The sequence below is a fragment of the Gammaproteobacteria bacterium genome (assembly GCA_013151035.1).
Classification (GTDB): Bacteria; Pseudomonadota; Gammaproteobacteria; order JAADJB01; family JAADJB01; genus JAADJB01.
This window is the reverse complement of sequence record JAADJB010000041.1, coordinates 1-23,576: the sequence shown is the minus strand read 5'-3', so window position 1 is coordinate 23,576 and position 23,576 is coordinate 1. Positions and strand designations below refer to the sequence as shown.

General features: G+C 44.5%; 15 protein-coding genes and 3 pseudogenes. 11 read left to right on the top strand and 7 right to left on the bottom strand.

Annotated features, from left to right (window positions below; translation table 11 throughout):
- Positions 1 to 2: 2 nt before the first annotated feature.
- Positions 3 to 506, bottom strand: a complete 504-nt coding sequence (locus GXP22_08995; GenBank protein NOX09602.1) for a hypothetical protein — start codon at positions 504 to 506, stop codon at positions 3 to 5.
- Between the two features lie 280 nt (positions 507 to 786).
- Between GXP22_08995 and GXP22_08990 the strand changes: the two genes are divergently transcribed.
- From GXP22_08990 to grxD, 3 genes are all read left to right on the top strand, one after another.
- Complete coding sequence (locus tag GXP22_08990; GenBank protein ID NOX09601.1) at positions 787 to 2,322, top strand: hydantoinase B/oxoprolinase family protein; 1,536 nt, start codon at positions 787 to 789, stop codon at positions 2,320 to 2,322.
- A 117-nt stretch (positions 2,323 to 2,439) separates the two neighbouring features.
- On the top strand, positions 2,440 to 4,221 hold the full coding sequence (locus GXP22_08985; protein NOX09600.1) for an N-acetylglutaminylglutamine amidotransferase: 1,782 nt from the start codon (positions 2,440 to 2,442) through the stop codon (positions 4,219 to 4,221).
- A 128-nt stretch (positions 4,222 to 4,349) separates the two neighbouring features.
- Positions 4,350 to 4,691: a Grx4 family monothiol glutaredoxin gene (gene grxD, locus GXP22_08980; GenBank protein NOX09599.1), complete on the top strand. Its 342-nt coding sequence runs from the start codon at positions 4,350 to 4,352 to the stop codon at positions 4,689 to 4,691.
- Positions 4,692 to 4,699: 8 nt separating this feature from the next.
- On the opposite strand, the gene pap is transcribed toward grxD, so the two are convergent.
- Positions 4,700 to 6,199, bottom strand: coding sequence for a polyphosphate:AMP phosphotransferase (pap, locus tag GXP22_08975; GenBank protein ID NOX09598.1), 1,500 nt, complete (start codon positions 6,197 to 6,199; stop codon positions 4,700 to 4,702).
- A gap of 82 nt (positions 6,200 to 6,281) precedes the next feature.
- Here pap and ppk1 point away from each other — a divergent pair, with 82 nt between their 5' ends.
- On the top strand, positions 6,282 to 8,357 hold the full coding sequence (gene ppk1, locus GXP22_08970; GenBank protein NOX09597.1) for a polyphosphate kinase 1: 2,076 nt from the start codon (positions 6,282 to 6,284) through the stop codon (positions 8,355 to 8,357).
- Between the two features lie 159 nt (positions 8,358 to 8,516).
- Here the strand turns inward: ppk1 and GXP22_08965 are convergent.
- The 4 genes and pseudogenes from GXP22_08965 to rnt all read right to left on the bottom strand — a co-directional run bounded on the left by GXP22_08965 (position 8,517) and on the right by rnt (position 12,536).
- Positions 8,517 to 8,606, bottom strand: a pseudogene (locus tag GXP22_08965) (VPLPA-CTERM sorting domain-containing protein).
- Between the two features lie 1,142 nt (positions 8,607 to 9,748).
- Positions 9,749 to 11,266: an exopolyphosphatase gene (ppx, locus tag GXP22_08960; GenBank protein ID NOX09596.1), complete on the bottom strand. Its 1,518-nt coding sequence runs from the start codon at positions 11,264 to 11,266 to the stop codon at positions 9,749 to 9,751.
- 9 nt (positions 11,267 to 11,275) lie between these two features.
- Positions 11,276 to 11,839 (bottom strand): hypothetical protein, encoded by a 564-nt coding sequence (locus GXP22_08955; GenBank protein NOX09595.1) that lies wholly within the window; start codon positions 11,837 to 11,839, stop codon positions 11,276 to 11,278.
- A gap of 37 nt (positions 11,840 to 11,876) precedes the next feature.
- A complete protein-coding gene (gene rnt / locus GXP22_08950; GenBank protein ID NOX09594.1) occupies positions 11,877 to 12,536 on the bottom strand; it encodes a ribonuclease T in 660 nt (219 codons plus the stop codon).
- Positions 12,537 to 12,803: 267 nt separating this feature from the next.
- On the opposite strand from rnt, the gene GXP22_08945 reads away from it, so the two are divergent.
- From GXP22_08945 to GXP22_08915, 7 genes and pseudogenes are all read left to right on the top strand, one after another.
- Positions 12,804 to 12,986 carry a helix-turn-helix domain-containing protein gene (locus GXP22_08945; protein ID NOX09593.1) on the top strand — a complete coding sequence of 61 codons (183 nt, stop codon included), beginning with the start codon at positions 12,804 to 12,806 and terminating at the stop codon, positions 12,984 to 12,986.
- Between the two features lie 118 nt (positions 12,987 to 13,104).
- Positions 13,105 to 13,938 (top strand): annotated as a pseudogene (locus tag GXP22_08940) (SWF/SNF helicase family protein).
- Positions 13,938 to 14,606 (top strand): DUF4391 domain-containing protein, encoded by a 669-nt coding sequence (locus GXP22_08935; protein ID NOX09592.1) that lies wholly within the window; start codon positions 13,938 to 13,940, stop codon positions 14,604 to 14,606. The pseudogene GXP22_08940 and the gene GXP22_08935 overlap by 1 nt, the downstream one beginning before the upstream one ends.
- Positions 14,599 to 15,426 carry a KilA-N domain-containing protein gene (locus tag GXP22_08930; protein NOX09591.1) on the top strand — a complete coding sequence of 276 codons (828 nt, stop codon included), beginning with the start codon at positions 14,599 to 14,601 and terminating at the stop codon, positions 15,424 to 15,426. The genes GXP22_08935 and GXP22_08930 overlap by 8 nt, the downstream gene beginning before the upstream one ends.
- Positions 15,426 to 17,369 (top strand): site-specific DNA-methyltransferase, encoded by a 1,944-nt coding sequence (locus GXP22_08925; protein ID NOX09590.1) that lies wholly within the window; start codon positions 15,426 to 15,428, stop codon positions 17,367 to 17,369. Before GXP22_08930 ends, GXP22_08925 begins: the two co-directional genes overlap by 1 nt.
- 18 nt (positions 17,370 to 17,387) lie before the next feature.
- Positions 17,388 to 19,052 (top strand): transcriptional regulator, encoded by a 1,665-nt coding sequence (locus GXP22_08920; GenBank protein NOX09589.1) that lies wholly within the window; start codon positions 17,388 to 17,390, stop codon positions 19,050 to 19,052.
- Positions 19,053 to 19,226: 174 nt separating this feature from the next.
- Positions 19,227 to 22,281 (top strand): annotated as a pseudogene (locus GXP22_08915) (DEAD/DEAH box helicase family protein).
- A gap of 68 nt (positions 22,282 to 22,349) precedes the next feature.
- Here GXP22_08915 and pyrC read toward each other — a convergent pair.
- On the bottom strand, positions 22,350 to 23,387 hold the full coding sequence (pyrC, locus tag GXP22_08910; GenBank protein NOX09588.1) for a dihydroorotase: 1,038 nt from the start codon (positions 23,385 to 23,387) through the stop codon (positions 22,350 to 22,352).
- Positions 23,388 to 23,576: the final 189 nt, after the last annotated feature.

The window sequence follows — 23,576 nt, the reverse complement described above, 5'->3', positions numbered from 1 at the left end:
ATCTAGAAAGGTAAACCGTGGGCAAAACCTGTCATGCACATTAACATAGGGATGGACAACAGGGTGTTGGTACGCGATGCGGCAAAGGCAACGGCCTTAGCCCGAGCCTTTTCTTCATCGCTTGCTGCAACCATGCCCAGTATCTTCTTCTGGTTAGGCCAGATCAGAACCCATACATTGAATAGCATGATGGTACCCAGCCATGCGCCGATTCCGATAACAATGGTACTAACATCGCCATTGAAGGTGAACGCATTCATAAAGCCTACGCCAACACCTTCCAGTGCAGCTGCGCCTGTGAGCCAGGTAACCAGTGCTGACCAACGGAACCACAGCAAGGCACGCGGGGCAATATATTTGGCAATGGCAGCGGGTCCGGGGCCATCTTTGTCAGCCAGGGCTGCTGCCATGGCAGGCACCTGAATGAAATTAAAGTAGTAAAGTAGACCAATCCAGGTGATGCCGGCCATTACATGTAGCCAGACTTCGATTTCCAAAAGATTCATATTTTCTCCTGATATTAATATAATAAGTTGATTTTTAAGGTTTAAATGATGTGTTTAAAGTACCAGTGCGATAATTACGGCAACAATCAGTCCTGCGATAATGGTTCCTGATATGGATGCTAATGGGTTCACGTGTTCTATCTCCGTTATGTTGGGGTCTATCGTAAAAATAAAGACCTAGTAATCTTGTAAGGTAATATTCTAACGTAATCAGGCTGTAAACTCCAATAAAATTCTCATATTGATTTAAGAAACCTGCGATTACGAGTAAAATAATGCCATGACCTTAAACCCTGTTGCACTGAGTATATTCTCCAATCGTATTGCCGCTATCTGTGATGAGATGGGTGAGGTGCTGCGTCAAACATCTGTCTCACCGAATATTAAGGACAGGCTGGATTTCTCCACGGCAGTCTTTGATATGGAGGGTAGTCTGTGTGCCCAGGCGGCGCATATTCCGGTTCACCTGGGCAGTATGGCCTATGCTATGGTGGGGCTGGTGCGTGCTGTTGAATGGGCTGAGGGCGATATGTTGATTGTGAATGACCCCTTTCAGGGTGGGACGCATCTGCCCGATGTTACACTGGTTGCCCCAGTGTTTATTGATGGAATATGTCAGGGCTTTGTTGCTAATCGGGCGCATCACGCTGATATTGGTGCTAGCACACCCGGTTCGATGCCGATCTCTTGTTCATTGCATGAGGAGGGGATCGTTATTTCTCCTGCTTTGTTGTTGCATGCGGGGGTCTTGAATCAGCCCTTGTTTGATAAAATTACTTTAGCGACCAGTAACCCTGAACTGGCTGCGGCAGATTTTTCTGCCCAGATCAGTGCCAACCGTGCCGGTGTTAAACGTCTGTCCAGCTTGATTACAGGACTGGGCAATAAGCCATATCAGCAATCACTGGATGCCCTTAATGACTACGGGGAACGCCTTGCCTGTCATAGTCTATCGACCATCCCTGATGGTTGTTATGTCTTCAGTGATGTGATGGAAGATGATGGTATGGGCAATCAGGATCTGAGCATAGAGGTAACAATTAATATTAGTGATGGACGGATTGGTGTGGATTTTTCGGGGACCAGTCAGCAGGTAGCCGGTAATATTAATTGTCCACTGTCAGTGGCTGCCGCAGCGGTTTATTACGTCTTTCGTTGTTTGATGCCAGCCTATACCCCGGCCTGCGCGGGTAGCTTTCGTGCTATTGATATCAAGGCAACGGAAGGGAGTCTGGTTAATGCGCGTTATCCTGCTGCGGTGACGGCGGGTAATGTAGAAACGAGTAGTCGTATTGTTGATGTTGTATTGGGCGCGCTGGCGCAGGCAATCCCTGAACGTATCCCGGCGGCAAGTCAGGGTACGATGAATAACCTGGCGATGGGCATGCGTAGTGATAATGTTAATTGGGACTATTATGAGACTCTGGGTGGCGGCATGGGGGCAGGGCCGAATGCCAGTGGTCCGAGTGCGGTACAAACGCACATGACCAATACCCTGAATACCCCGATTGAGGTGCTGGAGATGAATTATCCTTTACGGGTATGGCGTTATCAGTTACGCCGGGGATCAGGTGGTGTGGGGCAACATCGGGGCGGCGATGGACTGGTGCGTGAGTATGAGTTTTTACAACCCGCACAGTTAACGCTGTTAACCGAACGTCGACGCTACTCGCCCTGGGGGTTACAGGGTGGTGAGGCAGGTCAGGTGGGTGTTAATTTGCTGGATGGTGTTGAGTTGCCTGCTAAGGTGAGTATTAAGGTTGATAAGGGTGCGCGTCTGTTGATTGAAACTCCGGGTGGCGGTGGCTGGGGGTAGGGTGCGTATTACGCACCAAAGGATGTTGGTGCGCAGTGCGCACCCTACCGGCCGTAAGAAAATGATGATGAGTGTAATTGGTAGGGTGCGTATTACGCACCAACACTAGGATAATTTATGTGTGGAATATGTGGTGAATTAAGACTGGATGGTACGACATCGGATCTGTCGATAGTTGCGCGGATGATGCCGTTGCTGGCAAGACGTGGGCCGGATCATGAGGGTGTGCATAGTGATGGACCGGTGGCGTTGGGGCATCGGCGTCTGGCCATTATCGATCTGTCTTCACATGCTAATCAACCGATGGTCGATAGTGGTCTGAATTTGACCTTGGTATTTAATGGTACTATCTATAACTACCCCGAGCTACGTGAAGAACTCCAGGGCCTGGGTTATCACTTTTTTTCACACGGGGATTCCGAGGTCATCATTAAGGCCTATGCTGCCTGGGGTGAGGACTGTGTTAAACGTCTGCACGGGATGTTTGCCTTTGCCCTCTGGGATGTTAAACGTCAGTGTCTGTTTATGGCGCGGGATCGTTTTGGCATCAAGCCCTTTTATTACAGTAAGAACGATCAATTTATACGTTTTGCCTCTAATACACAGGCATTGTTGGCAACGACCGGGATCGATACGGCGATTGATTCGATGGCATTGCACCATCATTTTTCCTTGCATGCCGTGGTGCCTGCACCACGCACCCTGATGCAAGGGATTCGTAAATTGGAACCGGGTCATAGCATGACTGTGTTTGTCGATGGTCGAGAAGATAAACGATGTTACTGGCGACTCAAGGCGCAGCGTCCACAGCAGTCAATGAGTGAAGGGGAATGGATTGAGGCAATCAGGGAATCGCTGTTGTCGGCTGTGAAACGTCGTCGGGCGATTGCCGATGTGCCGGTAGGCGTGTTGTTGTCGGGGGGGTTGGATTCCAGTCTACTGGTGGCACTACTGGCTGAGGCGGGTGTATCGGATTTGCGTACCTTCTCGGTGGGTTTTGAAGATATGCCGGAGGAGGCGGGTAGTGAATTCGAGTTTTCGGATCAGGTAGTCGACTATTATGGTACTCGCCATTGTAAATATCGTATTCCGAATAATGAGGTGCTGCGGCGTTTGCCTGAGGCCGTTACCCAGATGGCTGAACCTATGGTGGGTCAGGATGCGGTGGCTTTTTATCTGTTGGCTGAACAGGTCTCCAGTGAGGTCAAGGTGGTGCAGAGTGGGCAGGGAGCCGATGAGGTGTTTGGCGGTTATTTCTGGTATCAAAGGATGAATGAGAGCAATGGTTCACCGTTGGAACGCTTTCGTCAGCACTATTTTGATCGTGACCATGATGAATATTTGTCAATGATTCATCCTGATCTGCAAGGTGAGGATTATACCGCTCAATTAGTTGCAGAACGTTTGGGGTTGCCCGATGCCGATGAATTTATTGATCAGGTGTTGCGTTTTGATGTGACCACCCTGATTGTCGATGATCCGGTTAAGCGCGTGGATAATATGACGATGGCCTGGGGGTTAGAGGCACGGGTACCTTTTCTGGATCAGAATTTGGTGGAGCTGGTGGCGAGTATGCCGCCACAGTACAAGTTTAAGTCAGGCGGCAAACATATCCTTAAATCTATCGCTCGTGGCATTTTGCCGGATGCGGTGATTGATCGACCTAAGGGTTATTTCCCGGTGCCGGCATTAAAGTATGTGCGTGGGGAATTCTATGATTTTATGCAGGACATATTGAACTCCAGTGCCTGTCGGGAACGCGGGATCTATCAACGGCCTTATGTGGACAAGATGCTGGCTGACCCTGAGCGATATATGACACGTATTCAGGGCAGTAAGTTGTGGCATCTGGCTTTGTTGGAGTATTGGCTACAACAAAATGTGGATGGGTGCAGGTAGGGTGCGTACCACGCACCATTAATCCATCAATGGATACCATACCTCTCTTGTGGGGTATTGCTGTATGGTATTGAAATCAGTTATCCTACGCGCAGATTATTTTTTGAACCAAGTAAGGTTGAGTTGTTATGGATGTATTAGAACGTATTAAAGAGGCCGTTGAAGGCACCCCGATTATTGTCTTTATGAAGGGAACCCCTCAAATGCCACAATGTGGTTATTCCAGTCGTACCTCACAGGCAATGCAGGCCTGTGGTGTGCCATTTGCCTATGTCAATATACTGGCTGATCCTGAAGTATTTCAGAATCTGCCACGTTATGCTGATTGGCCCACCTTTCCCCAGGTCTATATTGATGGTGAGTTGATTGGCGGCTGTGATATTACCCTTGAATTGCATGAGAGTGGTGAACTGAAGAAGATGATGGAAGCCGCTACTGCTAAGGCCGATGCCGCCAAGGCTGATGCCTAGTGGTGCTCTTAATTCTTTAGGATTTTTTCCAACTGTTTGCAATAAATCTTGAGTGCCTTGATGCGGGCAAAGCGTTTGTCATTGCCCGCAATAAGGTGCCAGGGGGCATATTCGGTACTGGTGCGCTCGACCATATCGTTAACGGCATGTTCGTAGGCATCCCATTGTTCTCTGTTGCGATAATCCTCTTCTGTGATCTTGTATTTTTTAAACGGGATTTTCTCTCTCGCCTTAAAACGTATTAGTTGTTCTTCCTTGCTGATATGAACCCAGAATTTAAGTAATAGAATACCTCTTTCAGTGAGTTGTTCCTCAAAATCATTAATCTCGGAATAGCCTCGCATCCACACTTTCTGTGAACTAAAGCCCTCAACACGCTCTACCAGTACACGACCATACCAGCTACGATCATAGAAGGTGATGTCCCCTGCACGCGGGATGTGCCGCCAGAAACGCCATAGATAATGGTGAGCCGCTTCTTCATCGGTGGGAGCAGCGATGGGAATGACCTGATAGTGGCGTGCATCCATGGGTTGAATAAAACGCCTGATCAGTCCACCTTTACCAGCAGCATCCCAGCCCTCAAATAGCATGATGGTGGAAACCTTCTGTTCAATAGCTTTGCGGGTTAGTTTGCCTGCCTGTGCCTGGTAGCGAGCCAGAAGTTCACTGTATTCTTTCTTGGTATAGGTCTGATCAAGGTTCAATGCACCCAGTACGCTGATATTCTGATGATCGACAGGGGATGGTACAATGGGTCTCAGGTGAGGTTGAGCAGGGGCTTTTTCTTCTAATGTGTTATCAGTTAAATGTTGATTGATTCTTTCAAGCACGTGTTGACCAACCGTCAGGCTACGGTAACGGGCATCTCTGCCATCAAGAATTACCCAGGGTGCTGCACCTGTGCTGGTCTCTCGCAGAGAACGTTCAGCGATAGTGGCAAATTTTTTATAGGTCTTTAGATGGTGTAGATCCTGTTGGGTTACACGCCAACTTGTCTCAGGATTTTTTTTCAGTTTATCCAGGCGCTTTTTTTGCGCCTCTTCACTAAGATGAAGCCAGAACTTGATGATCAACGCACCATCTTCTACCAACATGCTTTCAAAGGCACGAATGCGTTTGAGGTTGGCATCAAAGTCGGCTAGGGACAATTCCTTGCGGGCACATTCGGCGATGGGCTTGCTATACCATGAACCGACATAGAGACCGATATGTCCCTTCGGTGGTAAGGAACGCCAGTAACGCCAGAACTCGGGTCGTTCACGTTCTTCATCGCTCTCCGGGCCGAAGGAGAAGGCACGGATATAACGTGGATCCATCCACTCATTGAGGATATTGACGGTCTCTCCCTTACCCGCGCCATCAACGCCTGAGATGAGAATGATAACGGGAAAGTCGACATCCTTCAGGGCTGCTTGTGCCTCGAGTAATGCTGTTCGAAGTGCGGGTAGTTGTGCTTGATAATCCGCCTTGTTTACCTTGTGAGTTAACTCCGCTACTTCAAACATAATGTATCCTTAGCTTTGTCTGTGTTCAGGTATATACTATACACATTTATCAGGATAGTAAGTAATAGCAGGATTAATAGTAATGACTTTGAAGAACCCGGATCTTTATATCAATCGTGAACTCAGTGTGCTGCAATTCCAGAAACGGGTGTTGCAGCAGGCAAGAGATGAGTCAGTGCCATTGCTGGAACGTCTGCGGTTTTTATGTATTCTGAGCAGCAATCTGGATGAGTTTTTTCAGATTCGGGTCGCTGGTTTAAAACATCGCGCCATGCTTGAGTCCGGGAGTGGTGATGCCGATGAATTAACACCGGAGCAATCACTGCAACAAATCAGTAAAGAAGCGCATGCCTTGATGGATGAGCAATATCGGGTGTGGAATGAGGAGTTGATCCCGGCGCTGGCAAAACAGGATATTCATTTTCTGCGTCGTTCACAATGGGACGAAAAACAGACGGCATGGATCAAACGTTACTTTAATAATGAATTGTTGCCGGTGTTGAGTCCTCTTGGGCTGGATCCAGCACACCCGTTTCCACGGGTGGTAAACAAGAGTCTCAACTTTATCATCTCACTGGAAGGCAAGGATGCCTTTGGGCGTGATTCGCGTATCGCTATCGTGCATGCGCCGCGTAGTTTGCCGCGTCTGATTCGTATACCAGGGGATATTGCAGAATCGGATAGCTATGTGTTTTTAAGCTCAATTATTCATGCCCATGCCAGTGAATTATTTCCGGGTATGAATGTCATTGGTTGTTATCAATTTCGGGTGACGCGTGATAGTGACCTGTTTGTGGAAGAATATGTTGATGATCTGATGATGGCGATCAAGGGTGAATTGACATCACGGCGCTTAACCGATGCCGTCCGGCTTGAGGTGGCGGATAATTGTGATGATGAGATGGCTCGCTTTCTGTTGAAGAAATTCAGGTTGGAGGAGGATGATCTTTATCAGGTCAATGGCCCGGTTAATCTGAGTCGATTGATGGAGATGCAAAGTCTGATTGAACGCCCCGATCTGCAATATGCACCATTCACACCAGGGTTTAATAAAAGGATTAAGGGGACTACGGATTTGTTTGCAGCCATTACAGAAGGTGACTTGTTATTGCATCATCCCTATGAGTCTTTCGCACCTGTGATCAGTCTGGTGCGACAGGCTGCCAATGACCCGAAGGTATTGGCGATCAAACAAACCTTGTATCGTGCGGGTAATGAATCATCACTGGTGGATGCCCTGGTGGAAGCCGCCAAGGCGGGTAAAGAGGTGACCGTTGTTGTTGAATTACGTGCGCGTTTTGATGAAGCGGCTAATATTGAATTGGCCACTCGTTTGCAGGATGCCGGGGCGCATGTAGTGTATGGAGTTGTCGGTTATAAAACTCATGCCAAGATGTTGCTGATTGTACGGCGCGAGAGCCGTAGTATCCGCCGCTATGTGCATCTGGGTACCGGAAACTATCATGCCGGTACTGCCAGGGTTTACACCGATTTTGGTTTGATGACCTGTGATAAGGCAATTGCTGAGGATGTGCATCGTTTATTTGTGCAGTTGACAGGTCTGGGCAAGGCGACCCGGTTGAAGAAGTTGTTACAATCACCCTTTACCTTGCACAAGGGTATTATCACTCTGATTGAAACTGAAACAGCGAATGCCAAAGCCGGTAAGCCCGCCCGTATTATTGCCAAGTTGAATGCCATCGTGGAAGGTAAAATTATTCGTGCTTTGTATGAGGCATCACAGGCAGGCGTGAAGATTGATCTGATTGTGCGAGGTATCTGTTGTTTACGTCCAGGGGTGCCGGGGGTTTCCGAGAATATCCAGGTGCGTTCGATTGTTGGACGTTTTCTTGAACATACGCGTATATTTTACTTTCAGAACGAGGATGACCCATTGGTGTTTTGCTCCAGTGCCGACTGGATGAATCGTAATCTGTATAGCCGTGTTGAGGCGTGTTTCCCGATTGAGGATCAAAAGCTTAAGGAACGTGTGATTAAGGAAGGATTGATGCCATTCCTGTCGGATAATATGCAGGCCTGGCAGTTGCAGGCAGATGGTGAGTACAAGCGGGTTGAACAGGGCAGTCAGAAGCCGCGTTCAGCACAGATGATTTTGTTAGATAAACTAGCTGCTGATTCAGGTATTGTCCCCGAGTAGGGTGCCATTTTTCGCCAATAATGGTGCGCAATGCACACCCTACCCAAACAATTTCACATTCGGTAGGGTGCGTACCACGCACCAAAAATCAGGCGTAAAAAAAGGGGCGGTGTATGATGTACCCGCCCCTTCTTATGTCAGCAACACCCGCTCTAAATGTTATTTCTTCCTGCGGGCAACACCTATCAAACCCAGCAGACCGGAACCGAATAGCCATACCGCAGCGGGTACCGGTACTGAAGATACTGCCTCCAGTGCATTGATGTTTTCAGTTACACTGTCGTATTCACATACAACACAATGTATTGTATCCCATACATGCCCCCCCTGATTCAGGAAGGCTGCTACAGCGGCACCACTACTCCATGTCCAGATCTCACCACCGTCAAATATTCCGGCGATAGGTGCAATACTGAATAGTATATCGAAACTATTGGTGCCGGTACTATTGAACATAAGGGCATCAAGATCGACCTGACCGTACATACTGGGTATTCCAATGGCCGTTGCAATATCAACAGTTGATATGATACCTATGCCCGCTGCGTCATAGACCGATTCGCCAAAAAGATCACCTGCAATCGAATAACGGTCACTGTCACCCGGCTGATCAGCACCCCAGACCTCCAGACCATCAACATCATAAGGGGCGTGGTTGGCATTAATTACAGGTGGAGTTGCCCATAGACCCGATGCGCCAGTGATGCCGTGAGAATAAATATTACCATCAGCCGCTGTTGAATAGAGCAATGCTGAGTTATTGCTAATAACCGAGTTAAATAGCAGATCACCAGCATTGGCGATGGCATCAACTTCGTATTCAGTGCCGAAATCAACACCATCTGTGACTCCGCCAAGACCATCCCAGTTAAGGACCTGCATGGGGTCGGGTACTCCGATAAAGTCTTCATCAGTATTGTTTGAGTATTCTTTACCGGTAACTTGCGTTGGATCAGGAATGCTTAAACCTGGCATTGGTATTGCGGAAGGTCTTGGTGTTACATAGGGTTGGGCGGCTACAGCGTAGGCAATAGATGACGTGGCCGACATCCCTGCTGCGATGATAAGACAAGATAGCGTCTTGCCCTTGGTACTTGTTAATTGAGATATCATAGAGAATCCCTCCTTAGCAGTAGGTTGTTATTAGTCCACCCTCTCTATGTCATGCGACAGTCCCTTACTGGTTTTATTAGCATTATTGATGCCACTTATTTTTTTATCTTTTATTTCAATGGGTTATTATTTTTTTATAATTTTATCAAATTAGGATTTTCAGTAAGTGTAATCTATATCGACATATCTTAATGATAAAAGACATTAAATTGTTATCATAATGCATTGTTTTATAATGAAATTATAGCTATTTATGGTTTTAGTGTTTTTTTTACACTTTATTGTGGTTTCAAACGTAGTTTGAAATCCAGCTTCTTCAGGTATTCCTTTTCATGCTCAAGATCAGTCATCGTCAATGGATGTTCCTCGATCCAGGCAGCAGGGATACCTAGAGTCAATTTTTTATCCTCTGTCTCGATGGTTAACTTGGGTAGCGGTTGATGTGATCGACTGCGCTGAAACTTAATGGCTAGTCGTAACAGGATGCACAAATAGATAATAGGATGATGACTTTTGTCCGCTAATGAGGCAAAGGCATCAGGGTTTATCTTACGACGATGATAACGAATTATGAGTGCCAGGATCTGTTGTTCCTTGAGTGTAAAGGCGGGCATGTTGGAGTGTTCAACCAGGTAGGCACTGTGCTTGTGATAGCTGGAGTGGGCAATGGTCAGACCCATCTCGTGTAGTTGGGCAGCCCACCCTAATAGATTACGGTGTTCTTCACCCTGCAAGTGCCATGATTTAGCTGTGCTATTAAGCAGTTGTAGTGCGGTTTGTTCAACTGAGTCGGCATGTTCAACATCAATATGATAGCGTTTACACAGATTGGTAATGGTTTGTTGATGTACATCTTCCTGGTTAATTCGTCCCAGAGCCTCGAAGATCAATCCCTCGCGTAAGGCACCATCAGAGACGATCATCTTCTTGAGGTGTAATGCCTCGAAGATGGCATGTAATACGATATAACCGCCGACAAAGACAGGTTGTCTATCCTCATCAAGACCATTCAGTTTCAGTTCATCAATATGTGTACAGGCAAGGATATGTTCCTTCATCTTGCTGAGTGATTTAGCGGTGATATGTTCTGTTGACCATTCCTCGGCACTGATGACCCCGGCAATAGCACGTGCACTGCCTGAGGCACCAATGGCAATATCCCAGCCAATATCACAGTACTGTTGCTGAATATCTTCCAGCTTGAGTAGTGCATGTATATGTGCTTTGTGCAGGCGTTTCTTGCTGATCTTGCCATCTTTGAAGAAACGTTTTGTCATACTGACGCAGCCCATAAACAGGCTTTCCATGGTGATGGGTCTGAAGCGTTCACCGATGATTAATTCTGTGCTGCCACCACCAATATCAATGACTAGATGGCGTTTTTCATCCTCCGGGAGATTATGTGAAACCCCGAGATAGATCAGTCGCGCCTCTTCAATGCCATTAATAATATCAATGGAGTGACCGAGGGTGGCCTCGGCACGGCTGAGGAATTGTTGAGCGTTGATCGCCTTGCGCAGGGTATTGGTGCCGACAATACGAATATTGGCTGGGGGGATGTCCGCCAGACGTTGAGCGAATCGTTGCAGACATTCGAGTGCGCGTACCTGTGTTGTTTCATTGAGTCGGTTGCGTTTGTCCAGGCCGGAACCCAGGCGAACCATCTCACGTAGTCGATCAATGACCTGTATATCCTGCCCGGTTACCCGGACGATAATCATGTGAAAACTATTGGAACCCAGATCAATCGCGGCCATGACCTGAGGTTGGGAGAGGCTATTTTTTCTGAAAAACATCGAACGTGGTTACTCGGTTACAGCCTCTTCAAGCTTTAGTAGCTCTTCGAGGATACGCTTAACCAGTTTGCTACCATCCTCATTGAGTCCTTTGCATAATACCGCCTCATCACGTTCACCCGTTACCAATGGGCGTACCAGTGCCGCAATACGCGCCATCTCACCACCTGCATGAGACATCTGTGTTGCCATTTGACCAATGAGTTGCAGAGCACCCTCATTACCTGTGCGTGCGGCATGGACGATAGAGGCAATTCCCGGTGCGGCCAGTTCAGGGCTGATGTTCTGATCCAGGTCGGGCAGTGTGGCGGGATCCTGTAGCCCACTGAGAATGGATTTGATAATGATATGATCTTCTTCATCCAGGTTTTGAAGCAGGGTCTCATTACGGTCACCACTAAGGATCTTACGAATTAGCATGACCAGTATTTTCCATTCATTGGCCTCAGCCTCTTTCAGGATGGATTCAAGGTCATTGACGGCACCGGGGTTGTTGCATTCGATAACAACGCGATGGATGAGACCGGCATGGGCCTGGCGAATCTGTTCGGCTTTTTCAGTGAAGAGGGACATATTATTATTTCCTGTCAATTAGGTTTTATTCAACTTGCTAGGCCTCGTTGGCAAATCGGGGGCCTTCATGGTGTACGCTGTCATTGGTTTTATCCCAACGGTTAACAATGGTACAAAATAGCTCGGCAGTCTGTTCTGCATCATAAACGGCAGAATGGGCGCGCTCACTATCCCATTCCATCCCCGCCGCCTTGGCAACCTTGGCCAGCACAGTTTGTCCATAAGCCAGACCACCGAGTGTTGCGGTATCAAAGCTACTAAACTGGTGGAAGGGACTGCGTTTGATCTGGTTGCGTTCTATGGCTGCGTTGAGGAAGGCAATATCGAATGCTGGATTATGCGCCACCATAATGGCGCGGGTGCAGCCCTGATCCTTGATGGATTTGCGGATGGGCTGGAATATTGCACGCAATGCATCGGCTTCGGGTTTTGCCATACGGAAGGGGTGAAAGGGGTCAATGCCCGTGAATTCCAGTGATTTTTGATCTAGATTAGCACCGGGAAAAGGCTCGATATGGGCAGAGTGGGTGGCACCCCGATAGAGCTTGCCATTTTCATCCATCTTGATAATAACCGCCGCAAATTCCAGCATAGCATCGGTTTTGGCATTAAAGCCAGCGGTCTCGATATCGACCACAATGGGTAGATAACTACGGAAACGGGTTGCCATACGTGGCTTGAGCTTGGTTTCATTCATAGTTATACAGGATACGGGGAGAGAGGGTTGAATACAAATTCATTTTAATTTTTATCTTGTTAATAACGATACTTAAAGGTGGATAGGAATGGAGGGTTTCTGAAGTGTATGCCGTGAATGAATTTCTATTTGTGGTATTAAACGATACGGTGCGGCTTGATCAAATTAATATAAGTGTTTACTAATCATAAGATTACTTTTGATTGAATATTGTTAACCCCCCGATTTTCCTTTATTCTCTCATCTGGTATTCAGGTGAAAGAAACGATGACAGACGAAATTTTGACCTTAAAAGAGGTCGCCAAATACTTAAAGCTAGCAGAGAAGACAGCTTATCGCCTTGCGGCGGAGGGTAAACTTCCCGGCTTCAAGGTGGGCGGTAGTTGGCGATTCCGAAAGGATGAAGTAGAGAAACTAACCAAGGGTGTAATGTCAGATATAAAGACATAAGTGAAACTATGGAAATAATTGACAATATAAATCATCTACTTGGCGATAATATAAAGCAGGAAATACAAAAAAGCTCAAAGCTGAAAATAGCAGCTTCATGCTTTTCTATATACGCGTTTGGAACCCCGTGCGCATCATTCAGCGTTTTGGTCGGATTGATCGTATCGGCTCTATCAATTCCACTATCCAGCTCATGAATTATTGGCCTGACATTTCACTTGATGAATATATCAACCTTAAAGAACGTGTAGAAAGCCGCATGGTTATTGCGGATATGTCAGCAACGGCAGATGACAACCCGCTCAATGCCCAATTAAACAATGACTCAAGTGATGTTTCTTACCGCAAAGACCAATTAAAACGCCTGCAAGAAGAGGTGATCGAAATGGAAGACCTCAAAACAGGGGTATCCATAACCGACCTTGGCTTGAATGATTTCCGTATGGATCTTTTAGGTTACATAAAAGACCACGGCGATATGTCTAACATCCCTAATGGTATGCACGCCGTTGTTCCCGCAACACCAGACAAGGGATTAAATCCCGGTGTTATCTTTACCCTTCGTAATCGTAATCAAAGCGTCAATATCAACCAGCATAACCGCCTACATCCGTACTATATGGTTTATATTGCCAATGATGGTGAAATTATTGCAAACCACAGTGAGATTAAAAAACTTCTGGATTTAGTAAGAAGCACCTGCAAAGGTCAAAGCAAACCACTGGATGATATTTGTCGGCTGTTTAATCAGGAAACAGATGATGGTCGAGATATGAGTGCCTATTCAAGTCTGCTGAAAGAGACGATAGGCTCAATTATTGATCTCAATGAAGATAAGGACATTGATAGTCTCTTTAGCGGTGAGCGCACGACCGTTTTAATTGATACGGTTGCAGAGCTTGATGATTTTGAGCTGATTAACTTTCTGGTGGTGCAGGAAGGTAAGGTTTGATGAGCGTATTATATGACTACCCAAAACAGGCAGGGTTTGGTCGTATAGTCGCCAAAAACAAGATTTATGATCGAGTAAAGCCAAGTCGTAAAATACAGGAAGCGTTCGTATCGCAAGTTGGGAAAATAATCTGGCAATATAAGCTCGCACCGAAAACAACCAATTTATCTGAAACAGAAAAGGTTAAAGAAATAGAAGTTTTTGAGGTGGTTTCAAAAACAGAAAATTTAGACGTGAATATTTTACGATGTATTGATAAATCCATTGCGCACCCAATTATATTTCACCTAACTTATGCAGATAAAATAAAAGTGATTGCGACATACAAACGCCCAGGCGAAGCAGATGCAAGCAAATGGGTTACAAGTGAAGAATATTTTGAAACAGATTGGTTGCCAGCAGGTATTGAGCGACAAAAATTGCCTGTGGTGCTTAACTTGTCAACTTTATATGAGCGTATCCTGCGTGAATTAATACCATTAAAACCGCGAGAGAATGAAAGTTTAGAAAGTCATATAGAACGGATGGAGCAAGTGATAGCTAAGGATAAAGAAGCTAAAAAGTTGGAAGTACGCATGAATAGAGAAAAACAATTTAACCGACGCGTGGAGCTTAATCGTACACTCAATGAGCTGAAGACCGGAGTAAGGAGTTTGATAGATGGGTAAAAACAGGGAAATGCAGGTTCTAAGTGAGACTGTCCGTGTACAAAACGTGCAAAAAGAGGATTATATTTCACTGACTGACATTGCTAAACATAAAAATCCGGATGATCCGAGATTTATTATTCAAAATTGGATGCGCACCCGTTTTACCATAGAGTTTCTTGGACTATGGGAGCATTTGAATAATCCGGATTTTAACCGTGTCGAATTCGAGGCGGTTAAAAACGAGGCTGGCAGTAATGCTTTTGTGATGACCCCGACCAAATGGCACAACCTCACCCATGCAGTAGGTATTATTTCTAAATCTGGACGCTATGGCGGAACCTACGCCCACAAGGATATTGCCTTTGAATTTGCCTCCTGGGTATCCGTGGAATTTAAACTCTATCTCATTAAAGAGTTTCAACGCTTTAAAAAGCATGAACAAAATCAACTCGGTTGGGATATAAAACGCAACTTAACTAAAATCAACTACCGTATTCACACCGATGCCATCAAAGAAAACCTCATTCCACCCGAGCTAAGCAAACAGCAGGTTAATCTGGTCTATTCTATCGAAGCAGACCTTTTGAACATGGCTCTTTTTGGAAAAACAGCAAAACAATGGCGGGATGTGCATCCTGATGACAAAGGAAATATCCGTGATTTTGCCAATATGTCACAATTAGTTTGCCTGGCTAACCTTGAAAACCTCAACGCCCATTTAATCCAGCAGGAACTAGCGCAGGCTGAGCGATTAAAATTGTTGAATAAAACCGCTATCCATCAAATGCGCCTGTTAACAGCAGACAGCAGCATTAAAAAGATGGAAGGAGAGCAATAATGGATAAATTAAAAATGCAGAGCAAAAATTTTGTTGTTCAGAATATCGCCAGGCTAGCTGAATTATTTCCCAGTTGTGTGACTGAAAAGAAAAATGACAAAGGCGATTTAGAATACGCTATTGATTTTGATACTCTGCGCCAAGAGTTTTCCGATACCATCGTTGAAGGTCAGCAGGAGCGTTATAGCCTGAATTGGCCGGGCAAACGTGAAGCATTAGTTACAGCGAATACGCCCATTTCAAAAACTCTACGCCCATGTCGTGATGAGAGTGTAGATTTCGACACCACCAAGAATATATTTATTGAAGGCGATAATCTTGATGCATTAAAGCTATTGCAGGAAACTTACCTCGATAAAATCAAAATGATATATATCGACCCGCCTTACAATACAGGTAATGATTTTATCTATAATGATAATTTTACGGTTGATAAAGGCGAATATGATGAAGCGTCCGGTCAGCGCGATGAAGAAGGTGGCCGTCTTGTTGCTAATCCCGATAGCAATGGTCGTTACCATTCTGATTGGCTTTCCATGGTATATCCCAGACTAAAACTGGCTCGAAACCTATTGCGCGATGATGGAGTTATTTTCATCTCCATTGATGATAATGAACAATCAAACTTAAAAAAACTTTGTGATGAAATATTTGGAGAAGCCAACTTCGTAGCTCAAATCTCTGTCCAGCTTAATCCTCGGGGGAGAAACCTTGATAAATTTATTGCAAAAACACATGAAACAGTTTTGGTCTTTGTGAAAGATTATATGAATGAAGATTCGATCTTTGGAATGCAAAAAGAAGGTCGAATGGTAAAGGAATACAATAAGACGGACGATATCGGGCAACATAGATTAACTGGGTTGAGAAACCGGAATCAGGCGTTTAATCCAAAGACTCGTCCAAAACTTTATTATCCCTTATATATAGAACAGTTAACAGGTCACGTTTCCCTTGAAGAAAGTGACATTTTTGTCGATGAAATATGGCCAGATACGCCAGACGGAGTAAAAACATGTTGGACTTGGGGGAAAGAAAAAGTTGTTAAAGAAAACCATTTATTGATAGCTGAAAAAACAGGAGATGGCTGGAGGGTTTATCGTAAAGATTATTTGCTTGATGAAGATGGCAAAACGGCAACTACATTAGTTAAGTCTCTGTGGTTAGATAAAAAAATTAACAATGACTATGGCAGAAAAATAATTAAGGAATTACTTGGGTCAGCTGTAATGAGTTTTCCGAAATCTGTTGATTTGATTAAGAAACTTATTCAAATTGGTGCTAGAGAAGAGGATCTTGTACTAGATTTCTTCACTGGATCAGGGACAACTTCCCACGCCACCATGCAGCTTAATGCTGAGGATGGAGGAAGCCGTAAATGTATTTCTGTGCAGCTTCCCGAAGAAACCGATGAAACGTCCGAAGCCTTTAACGCGGGTTATAAAAATATCGCTGAAATATCAAAAGAACGTATTCGTCGTGCTGGAAAGAAAATCAAGGAAGACAATATCGATAAAGAAGGCATAGAAAACCTCGATACAGGTTTTCGTGTTTTCAAAATAGATAGCTCAAACATGGTTGATGTCACCTTATCCCCTGATGAAGCACACCCTGATATGTTTGAAGAACAGGTTGGGAATATTAAAACAGACAGATCTTCAGAAGACTTGCTGTTCCAAATATTACTAGATTGGGGTGTGGATTTATCTATGCCCATTAACCGAGAAGAAATTGATGGCAAGGAAGTATTCTTTGTGGATGGCAATGCTTTGGCAGCTTGTTTTGACAAAGACATAAACGAAGACTTTGTTAAAAAGCTTGCCGAAAAACAACCTTTACGGGTTGTATTCCGTGATGATGGCTTTACCAGTGATGCTGTAAAAATCAATGTCGAGCAAATATTTAAACTTAAATCACCAGCAACTGATATTAAGGTAATTTAAGGAGATAAAGGATATAGCATGAACGCAAACGATCTACAGACAACGCTGGATAGCTTAATAGCCACTTGGGAAAATGAAGTGGTGGAATTTAAGCAGGCAGGAGATGGCTTTTCCACCAATGATATTGGGAAATATTTCTCTGCCCTGTCTAACGAAGCTAATTTGCGAGGCATTGAAAAAGCATGGCTTGTTTTTGGCGTTAATAACGAATCAAGAACGGTGGTAGGAACAGGATATCGCCCTGAGCCAGAACGTTTGCAAAGTCTGAAAATGCAAATTGCTGAAAATACAGCACCTGGTGTCACGTTCCGTCATATCCATGAATTAGATGTTTCTGCCAGGCGCGTCATTTTATTCGAAATTCCACCAGCGCCACGAGGTATGCCTATCGCATGGAAGGGGCATTATTATGCGCGTGCAGGGGAGAGCCTAACAAATCTTGGGTTGGATAAACTCGATAGCATACGTCAACAAACATTGGCTACTGATTGGTCGGCGCAAATTGTAGCTAACGCTTCCCTTGGTGATTTAGATCCGGTCGCTATACAAAGGGCGCGTGCCGCTTTTATTTTAAAACATGCCAACCGTTTTACTCCTGATGAAGTGGAAGAATGGTCTGATAGCACATTTTTAGACCGTGCAAAGTTAACACAGGGTGGAAAAATGACGCGCACGGCGATTCTGTTGCTTGGCAAACCAGAGTCAGCGTACCTGCTTTCTCCACATCCAGCACAAATGACATGGAAACTTGTAGGGGAGGAACAAGCCTATGAGCATTTCAGCCTGCCATTTATGTTGAACACGTCTTTACTCTACCAACGCATTCGCAATATTCAGCTTCGTTTGTTGCCATTTGATGAACTTTTGCCTTATGAGGTCTCAAAATACGATCAGAAAATTGTACTAGAAGCACTCCATAACTGTATCGCTCACCAGGACTATTCACTTTATGGCCGTATTATTGTGACAGAGAAGAACGATAGGCTCGTTCTTGAAAATGTGGGAAGTTTTTTTGAAGGTAAACCCGAAGATTATATTCTGAATGAAAAAACGCCACACCGTTACCGTAATCCTTTTTTGGTGCAGGCAATGGCTGAGTTGAATATGATTGATACGATGGGGTATGGCATTCATCAAATGCACAGCAAACAAGCCGAACGTTACTTACCTATGCCAGATTATGATGTGTCTGATACAAACTCTGTTAGCTTGACTCTTCATGGTGGGGTTGTAGACCCTGCTTACAGTCAATTGCTGATGCAAGAAGAAAAATTAACTTTCGAGAGTGTTTTGGCGCTTGACCGAGTGCAAAAGAAACTAAAGATTTCAGACGATGTCATTAAACAACTGCGCCGAGACAAGTTGATTGAGGGGCGTAAGCCAAACCTTCATGTTGCTGCGCGTATTGCCAGTGCGACCTCTAGTAAAGCAGATTATATTCGGACTCGCTCGTTGGGTGATGGGTATTACAAAAAGTTGATTACTGAATATTTAGAAAAATTTAGTAAAGCATCAAGAAAGGAGATTGACGATATTCTGTATGAAAAACTCAGTGATGTTTTAAGTGATAAGCAGAAAAAAACAAAAGTTGGCCATCTTCTCACGCAGTTACGAATGGCAGACATTATTTATAATGCTGGTTCAAAGGCTGCCCCAGAGTGGCGGTTAACGCGTGTTAAATGAGAGAGATTTGAGAGAGATTTGAGAAGGGTTGTTTCTAACTGATTGATGTTATTAGATTAATATTGATACAGATGCCTGTAAAAGTGAGAAAGATTTGACAGATAATGCTCAAAAAACCAAGAAAATTTGTGGGGTGTGTTTCGTGTATTTCGTGGTTAAAAAATGAAGGATAGTATGAAGAACCTAAAATTTAAGCAACTTCCTTATCAAGCCGAGGCTGTAGATGCTGTGGTAGATTGCTTTGCAGGTCAACCCAAGCTCTCTTCTTTGTCGTACCGTATTGATCCGGGGCGGGAAGTGGATGATACGGGGCAAAGCCAAGCCAGTATATTGACTGACGGGTTTAAAAACTCTGATCTCATGCTGATACCTGCACAAATATTCACCAATGTTCAAAATGTCCAGCAAAAGCAAAACTTACCTATTTCAGATGAGTTAGTGAAAACAAAATCCTGCGCTATTAATCTCGATATAGAAATGGAAACAGGAACAGGGAAAACCTATTGCTACATTAAAACCATGTTCGAGATGAACAAGCGTTACGGCTGGAATAAATTCATCGTGGTAGTGCCGAGTATTGCTATTCGTGAGGGTGTCTATCAATCCTTTGATGGTATGGCAGATCACTTTTTAGAAGAATATGGGAAACGCGCCAAAGCTTTTATCTATAATTCAAAATCTCTTCACGAGATTGAAAACTATTCATCTGATGCAGGCATTAATGTCATGGTTATCAACGTGCAAGCCTTTGCAGCACGCGGTAAAGATGCGCGCCGTATTTATATGGAGCTTGATGATTTTCAATCTCGCCGCCCCATTGATGTGATTAAAAAGAACCGCCCGATACTTATTCTGGATGAGCCACAGAAAATGGAAGGCAAGAAAACGATGGAATCTCTTGCTGAGTTTGAGCCATTGTTTACTTTACGATATTCCGCCACACATAGAACAGAACATAATAAGATACACCGCCTTGATGCCCTGGATGCCTATAACCAGAAGCTAGTTAAAAAGATTGCTGTACGCGGAATATCGATTAAAGGATTAAGTGGGACTAATGCCTATCTCTACCTGCAATCCATTGAGGTTTCGTCTACAAAGCCCCCTGTGGCGCGTGTTGAATTTGAGATTAAACAAAACAACGGTATTAAACGCATTGTTCGGAAAATTGGTAAAGGTATTAATCTATTCGATGAATCTAAGGGTTTAGAAGAATACAGAGGCTTTGTTGTTTCTGATATTGATGCCGTTAAGGATACGCTGAGCTTCACCNNNTGGTGTTGAGCTTACCGTTGGCGATGCCATCGGGGATGTTAATGAAGAAGCTTTGCGGCGTATTCAAATAAGAGAAACCATTAAAGCCCATTTTGACAAAGAACAGGTGCTTTTTCATCAGGGACTAAAGGTTTTATCGCTTTTCTTTATTGATGAGGTGGCTAAATATCGGGATTACGATAATCAAGAAGACATGCGTGGAGAGTACGCTAAGATATTTGAAGAAGAATATAATCAATATTTGAACGAGGTTTTATCATTAGAAGGCTTGAATGATAAAGGCTCGACTTATAACACGTACCTTAAGAATATTGCGACAGAAAAAACACATGAGGGATATTTTTCCAAAGATAAAAAGAAAAAATTTATAAACTCCACAGTGAAACGGGGCGCTGAGGCTTCTGATGATGTGGATGCCTATGACCTGATATTGAAGGACAAGAAAAGGCTTCTATCATTGGATGAACCAGTACGATTTATTTTTTCTCATTCCGCGTTACGAGAAGGTTGGGATAATCCGAATGTATTTAATATCTGCCAGCTTAAAAACCTGAATTACGACAACACGATTACAAGACGGCAAGAGCTTGGTCGTGGTCTTCGCCTTGCGGTTAATCAAAATGGTGAACGCATGGATAATCCATTGAATGTTCATCAGATTAACGTGCTAACCGTTGTTGCAAATGAAAGTTATAAAGATTTTGTAAAGGCACTGCTTAAAGAAACAGCCGATTCACTTTCGGCGCGTCCTAAAGCCGCTAATGAAGATTATTTTCAGGGTAAATCTATTAAAACAAAGGATGGTAGCCTGAAAATTGATGATCAAATGGCAAAGAAAATTTACCGTTATCTTCTTAAAAATGACTACACAGATGATAACGATATGATCGTGGAGGGTTATCATGAGGCTAAGCGTGAAGGGAAGCTTGCTGAATTACCCCAAGACCTAAAACCTTATACAGAAGAAATTCATCACTTGATTAGTGGTGTCTTTAGTGCCTCTTTACTGCCTGATATTGAAGATGGACGTAAAGCAAAAGAAAACCCTCTTAATGCAAATTTTGATAAAAAAGAGTTTCAGCAGCTTTGGAATAAAATTAATCGCAAAGCAGTATATGCAGTAGACTTTGATTCAAACGAGCTTATTGAAAAATGCGTAAAGGCACTCAATGAAAAAGGTGGGTTAAAAATATCGCCTTTGCAATATGTTATTGAAGCAGGGACACAAACAGATAAGTCTACCTATGAAAACATCAAGGATGGAACAGCATTCAAAGTTTCTGAAACTTCTACGGAAACATACAATGATTCAATTAAATCATCGGTAAGATATGACCTGATAGGTCAGATTTCAGAAAATACTCAACTCACTAGACGGACGATTGCCAGCATATTAAAACAAATGAACGTGGCTGTTTTCGGGTTATATCGAACTAATCCCGAGGATTTTATTTCAAAGGTATCTGAACTTATCAATGAACAGAAAGCCACAACAATTATAGAACACCTGTCTTATGACCCTTTAGATGAAGTCTATGATACGGAAATATTCACAGCCGAAAAACCAAAAGAAGATTTCAGTAAGGCAATACCAGTCAATCAGCATATTTACGACTATGTGTTCACGGATTCTAAAATTGAAACAAGGTTTGTACAAGAACTTGATAACAGTGCTGAGGTGGTTGTCTACGCAAAACTGCCACGAGGATTTTCAATACCAACCCCGGTTGGTAGCTATAACCCGGATTGGGCTATTTCATTTAAAGACGGCACTGTAAAGCACGTGTATTTCATTGCAGAAACCAAGGGCACAATGAGTTCTTTGCAGCTTAAAGAAATAGAAAACGTCAAAATAAAATGTGCCAAGAAATTCTTCAAAAAAATCACATCGGATCAGGTGAAATATGATGTTGTAAGCAGCTATGAAAAGCTTATGCAGATTGTGCAAGTTTAAAGGAGACTAAATTAAAATCCCTCTTGAGGTTATTTCTTCTTTGATGCGTACGAGGGTTGCTCTTCGTTCTACAGTTTCCAACGAATTTTCTCACCTGCACGGAAGGGGATGATCTCTTCACCATCCACAGGATAGGATGCGGGTGCCTCCCAATCTTCCTTGTATAAAGTGATCTCACCACTATTTCTGGGTAGGCGATAAAAGTCTGCACCATAAAAGCTCAGGAATCCCTCTAGTTTATCCAATGCGTTAATGTTCTCAAACGCCTCGGCATAGAGTTCGATGGCGGCATGAGCGGAATAGATGCCGGCACAGCCACAAGCAGATTCCTTGTTGATACGGCTATGGGGTGCGCTGTCGGTGCCGGCAAAGAAGCGTGGGTGTCTGCTGGTGACAATATCCAGTAATGCCTGACGATGGGTTTCTCGTTTGAGTATGGGTAGGCAGTAATTATGCGGTTTTATACCGCCCTGAAATAAGGCGTTACGATTTAACAACAGGTGTTGTGGAGTGATGGTGGCTGCTATGTTGGCTGATGCGTCACGCACAAAGTGGGCACCTTCACGCGTGGTAACGTGTTCCAGCACAATGCGTAATGCGGGGAAGTTTTTGACAATATCGAGCAGGTGGCGTTCGATAAAGACGGCCTCGCGGTCAAATACATCGACCTCGGGATCGGTGACCTCGCCGTGGATGAGTAGAGGCATATCGGCCTTTTGCATCGCCTCCAGTACGGGATAAATATTGGCTGGATCGCGTACACCGTCACTGGAATTGGTGGTGGCACCGGCTGGATAGAGCTTGGCGGCATAGATATGGCCACTTTGTTGGGCGCGATGGATCTCATCCGGGCTCATGGTCTCGGTGAGGTAGAGGGTCATCAGGGGCTGAAACTGATTGTTGGCTGGCAGGGCATCAAGGATACGTTGCCGATAGGCGAGTACCACCTCGGTCGTTGTCATCGGTGGTTTAAGGTTAGGCATGATGATGGCACGAGCAAACTGTGCGGCGGTGTGTTGCACCACCTGTTGCAACAGGGTGCCATCACGCAGGTGTAGATGCCAGTCATCGGGTTGGGTGATGGTGATTTGTATGTCTTTATTCATGATGTTGTTTATTTATATCCTTTATTATTTGGTGCGCAATGCGCACCCTACCAGGGGTGATGCACATTACATATCGCCCCGTCAGGGAGTGACGAACCGGTAGGGTGATGAGATGGTCTCCTCCCCCTTTAATACGGCGTCGTAATGCGCCATGATGGAAGTTCAACATACCATCAACATAAAGAAACG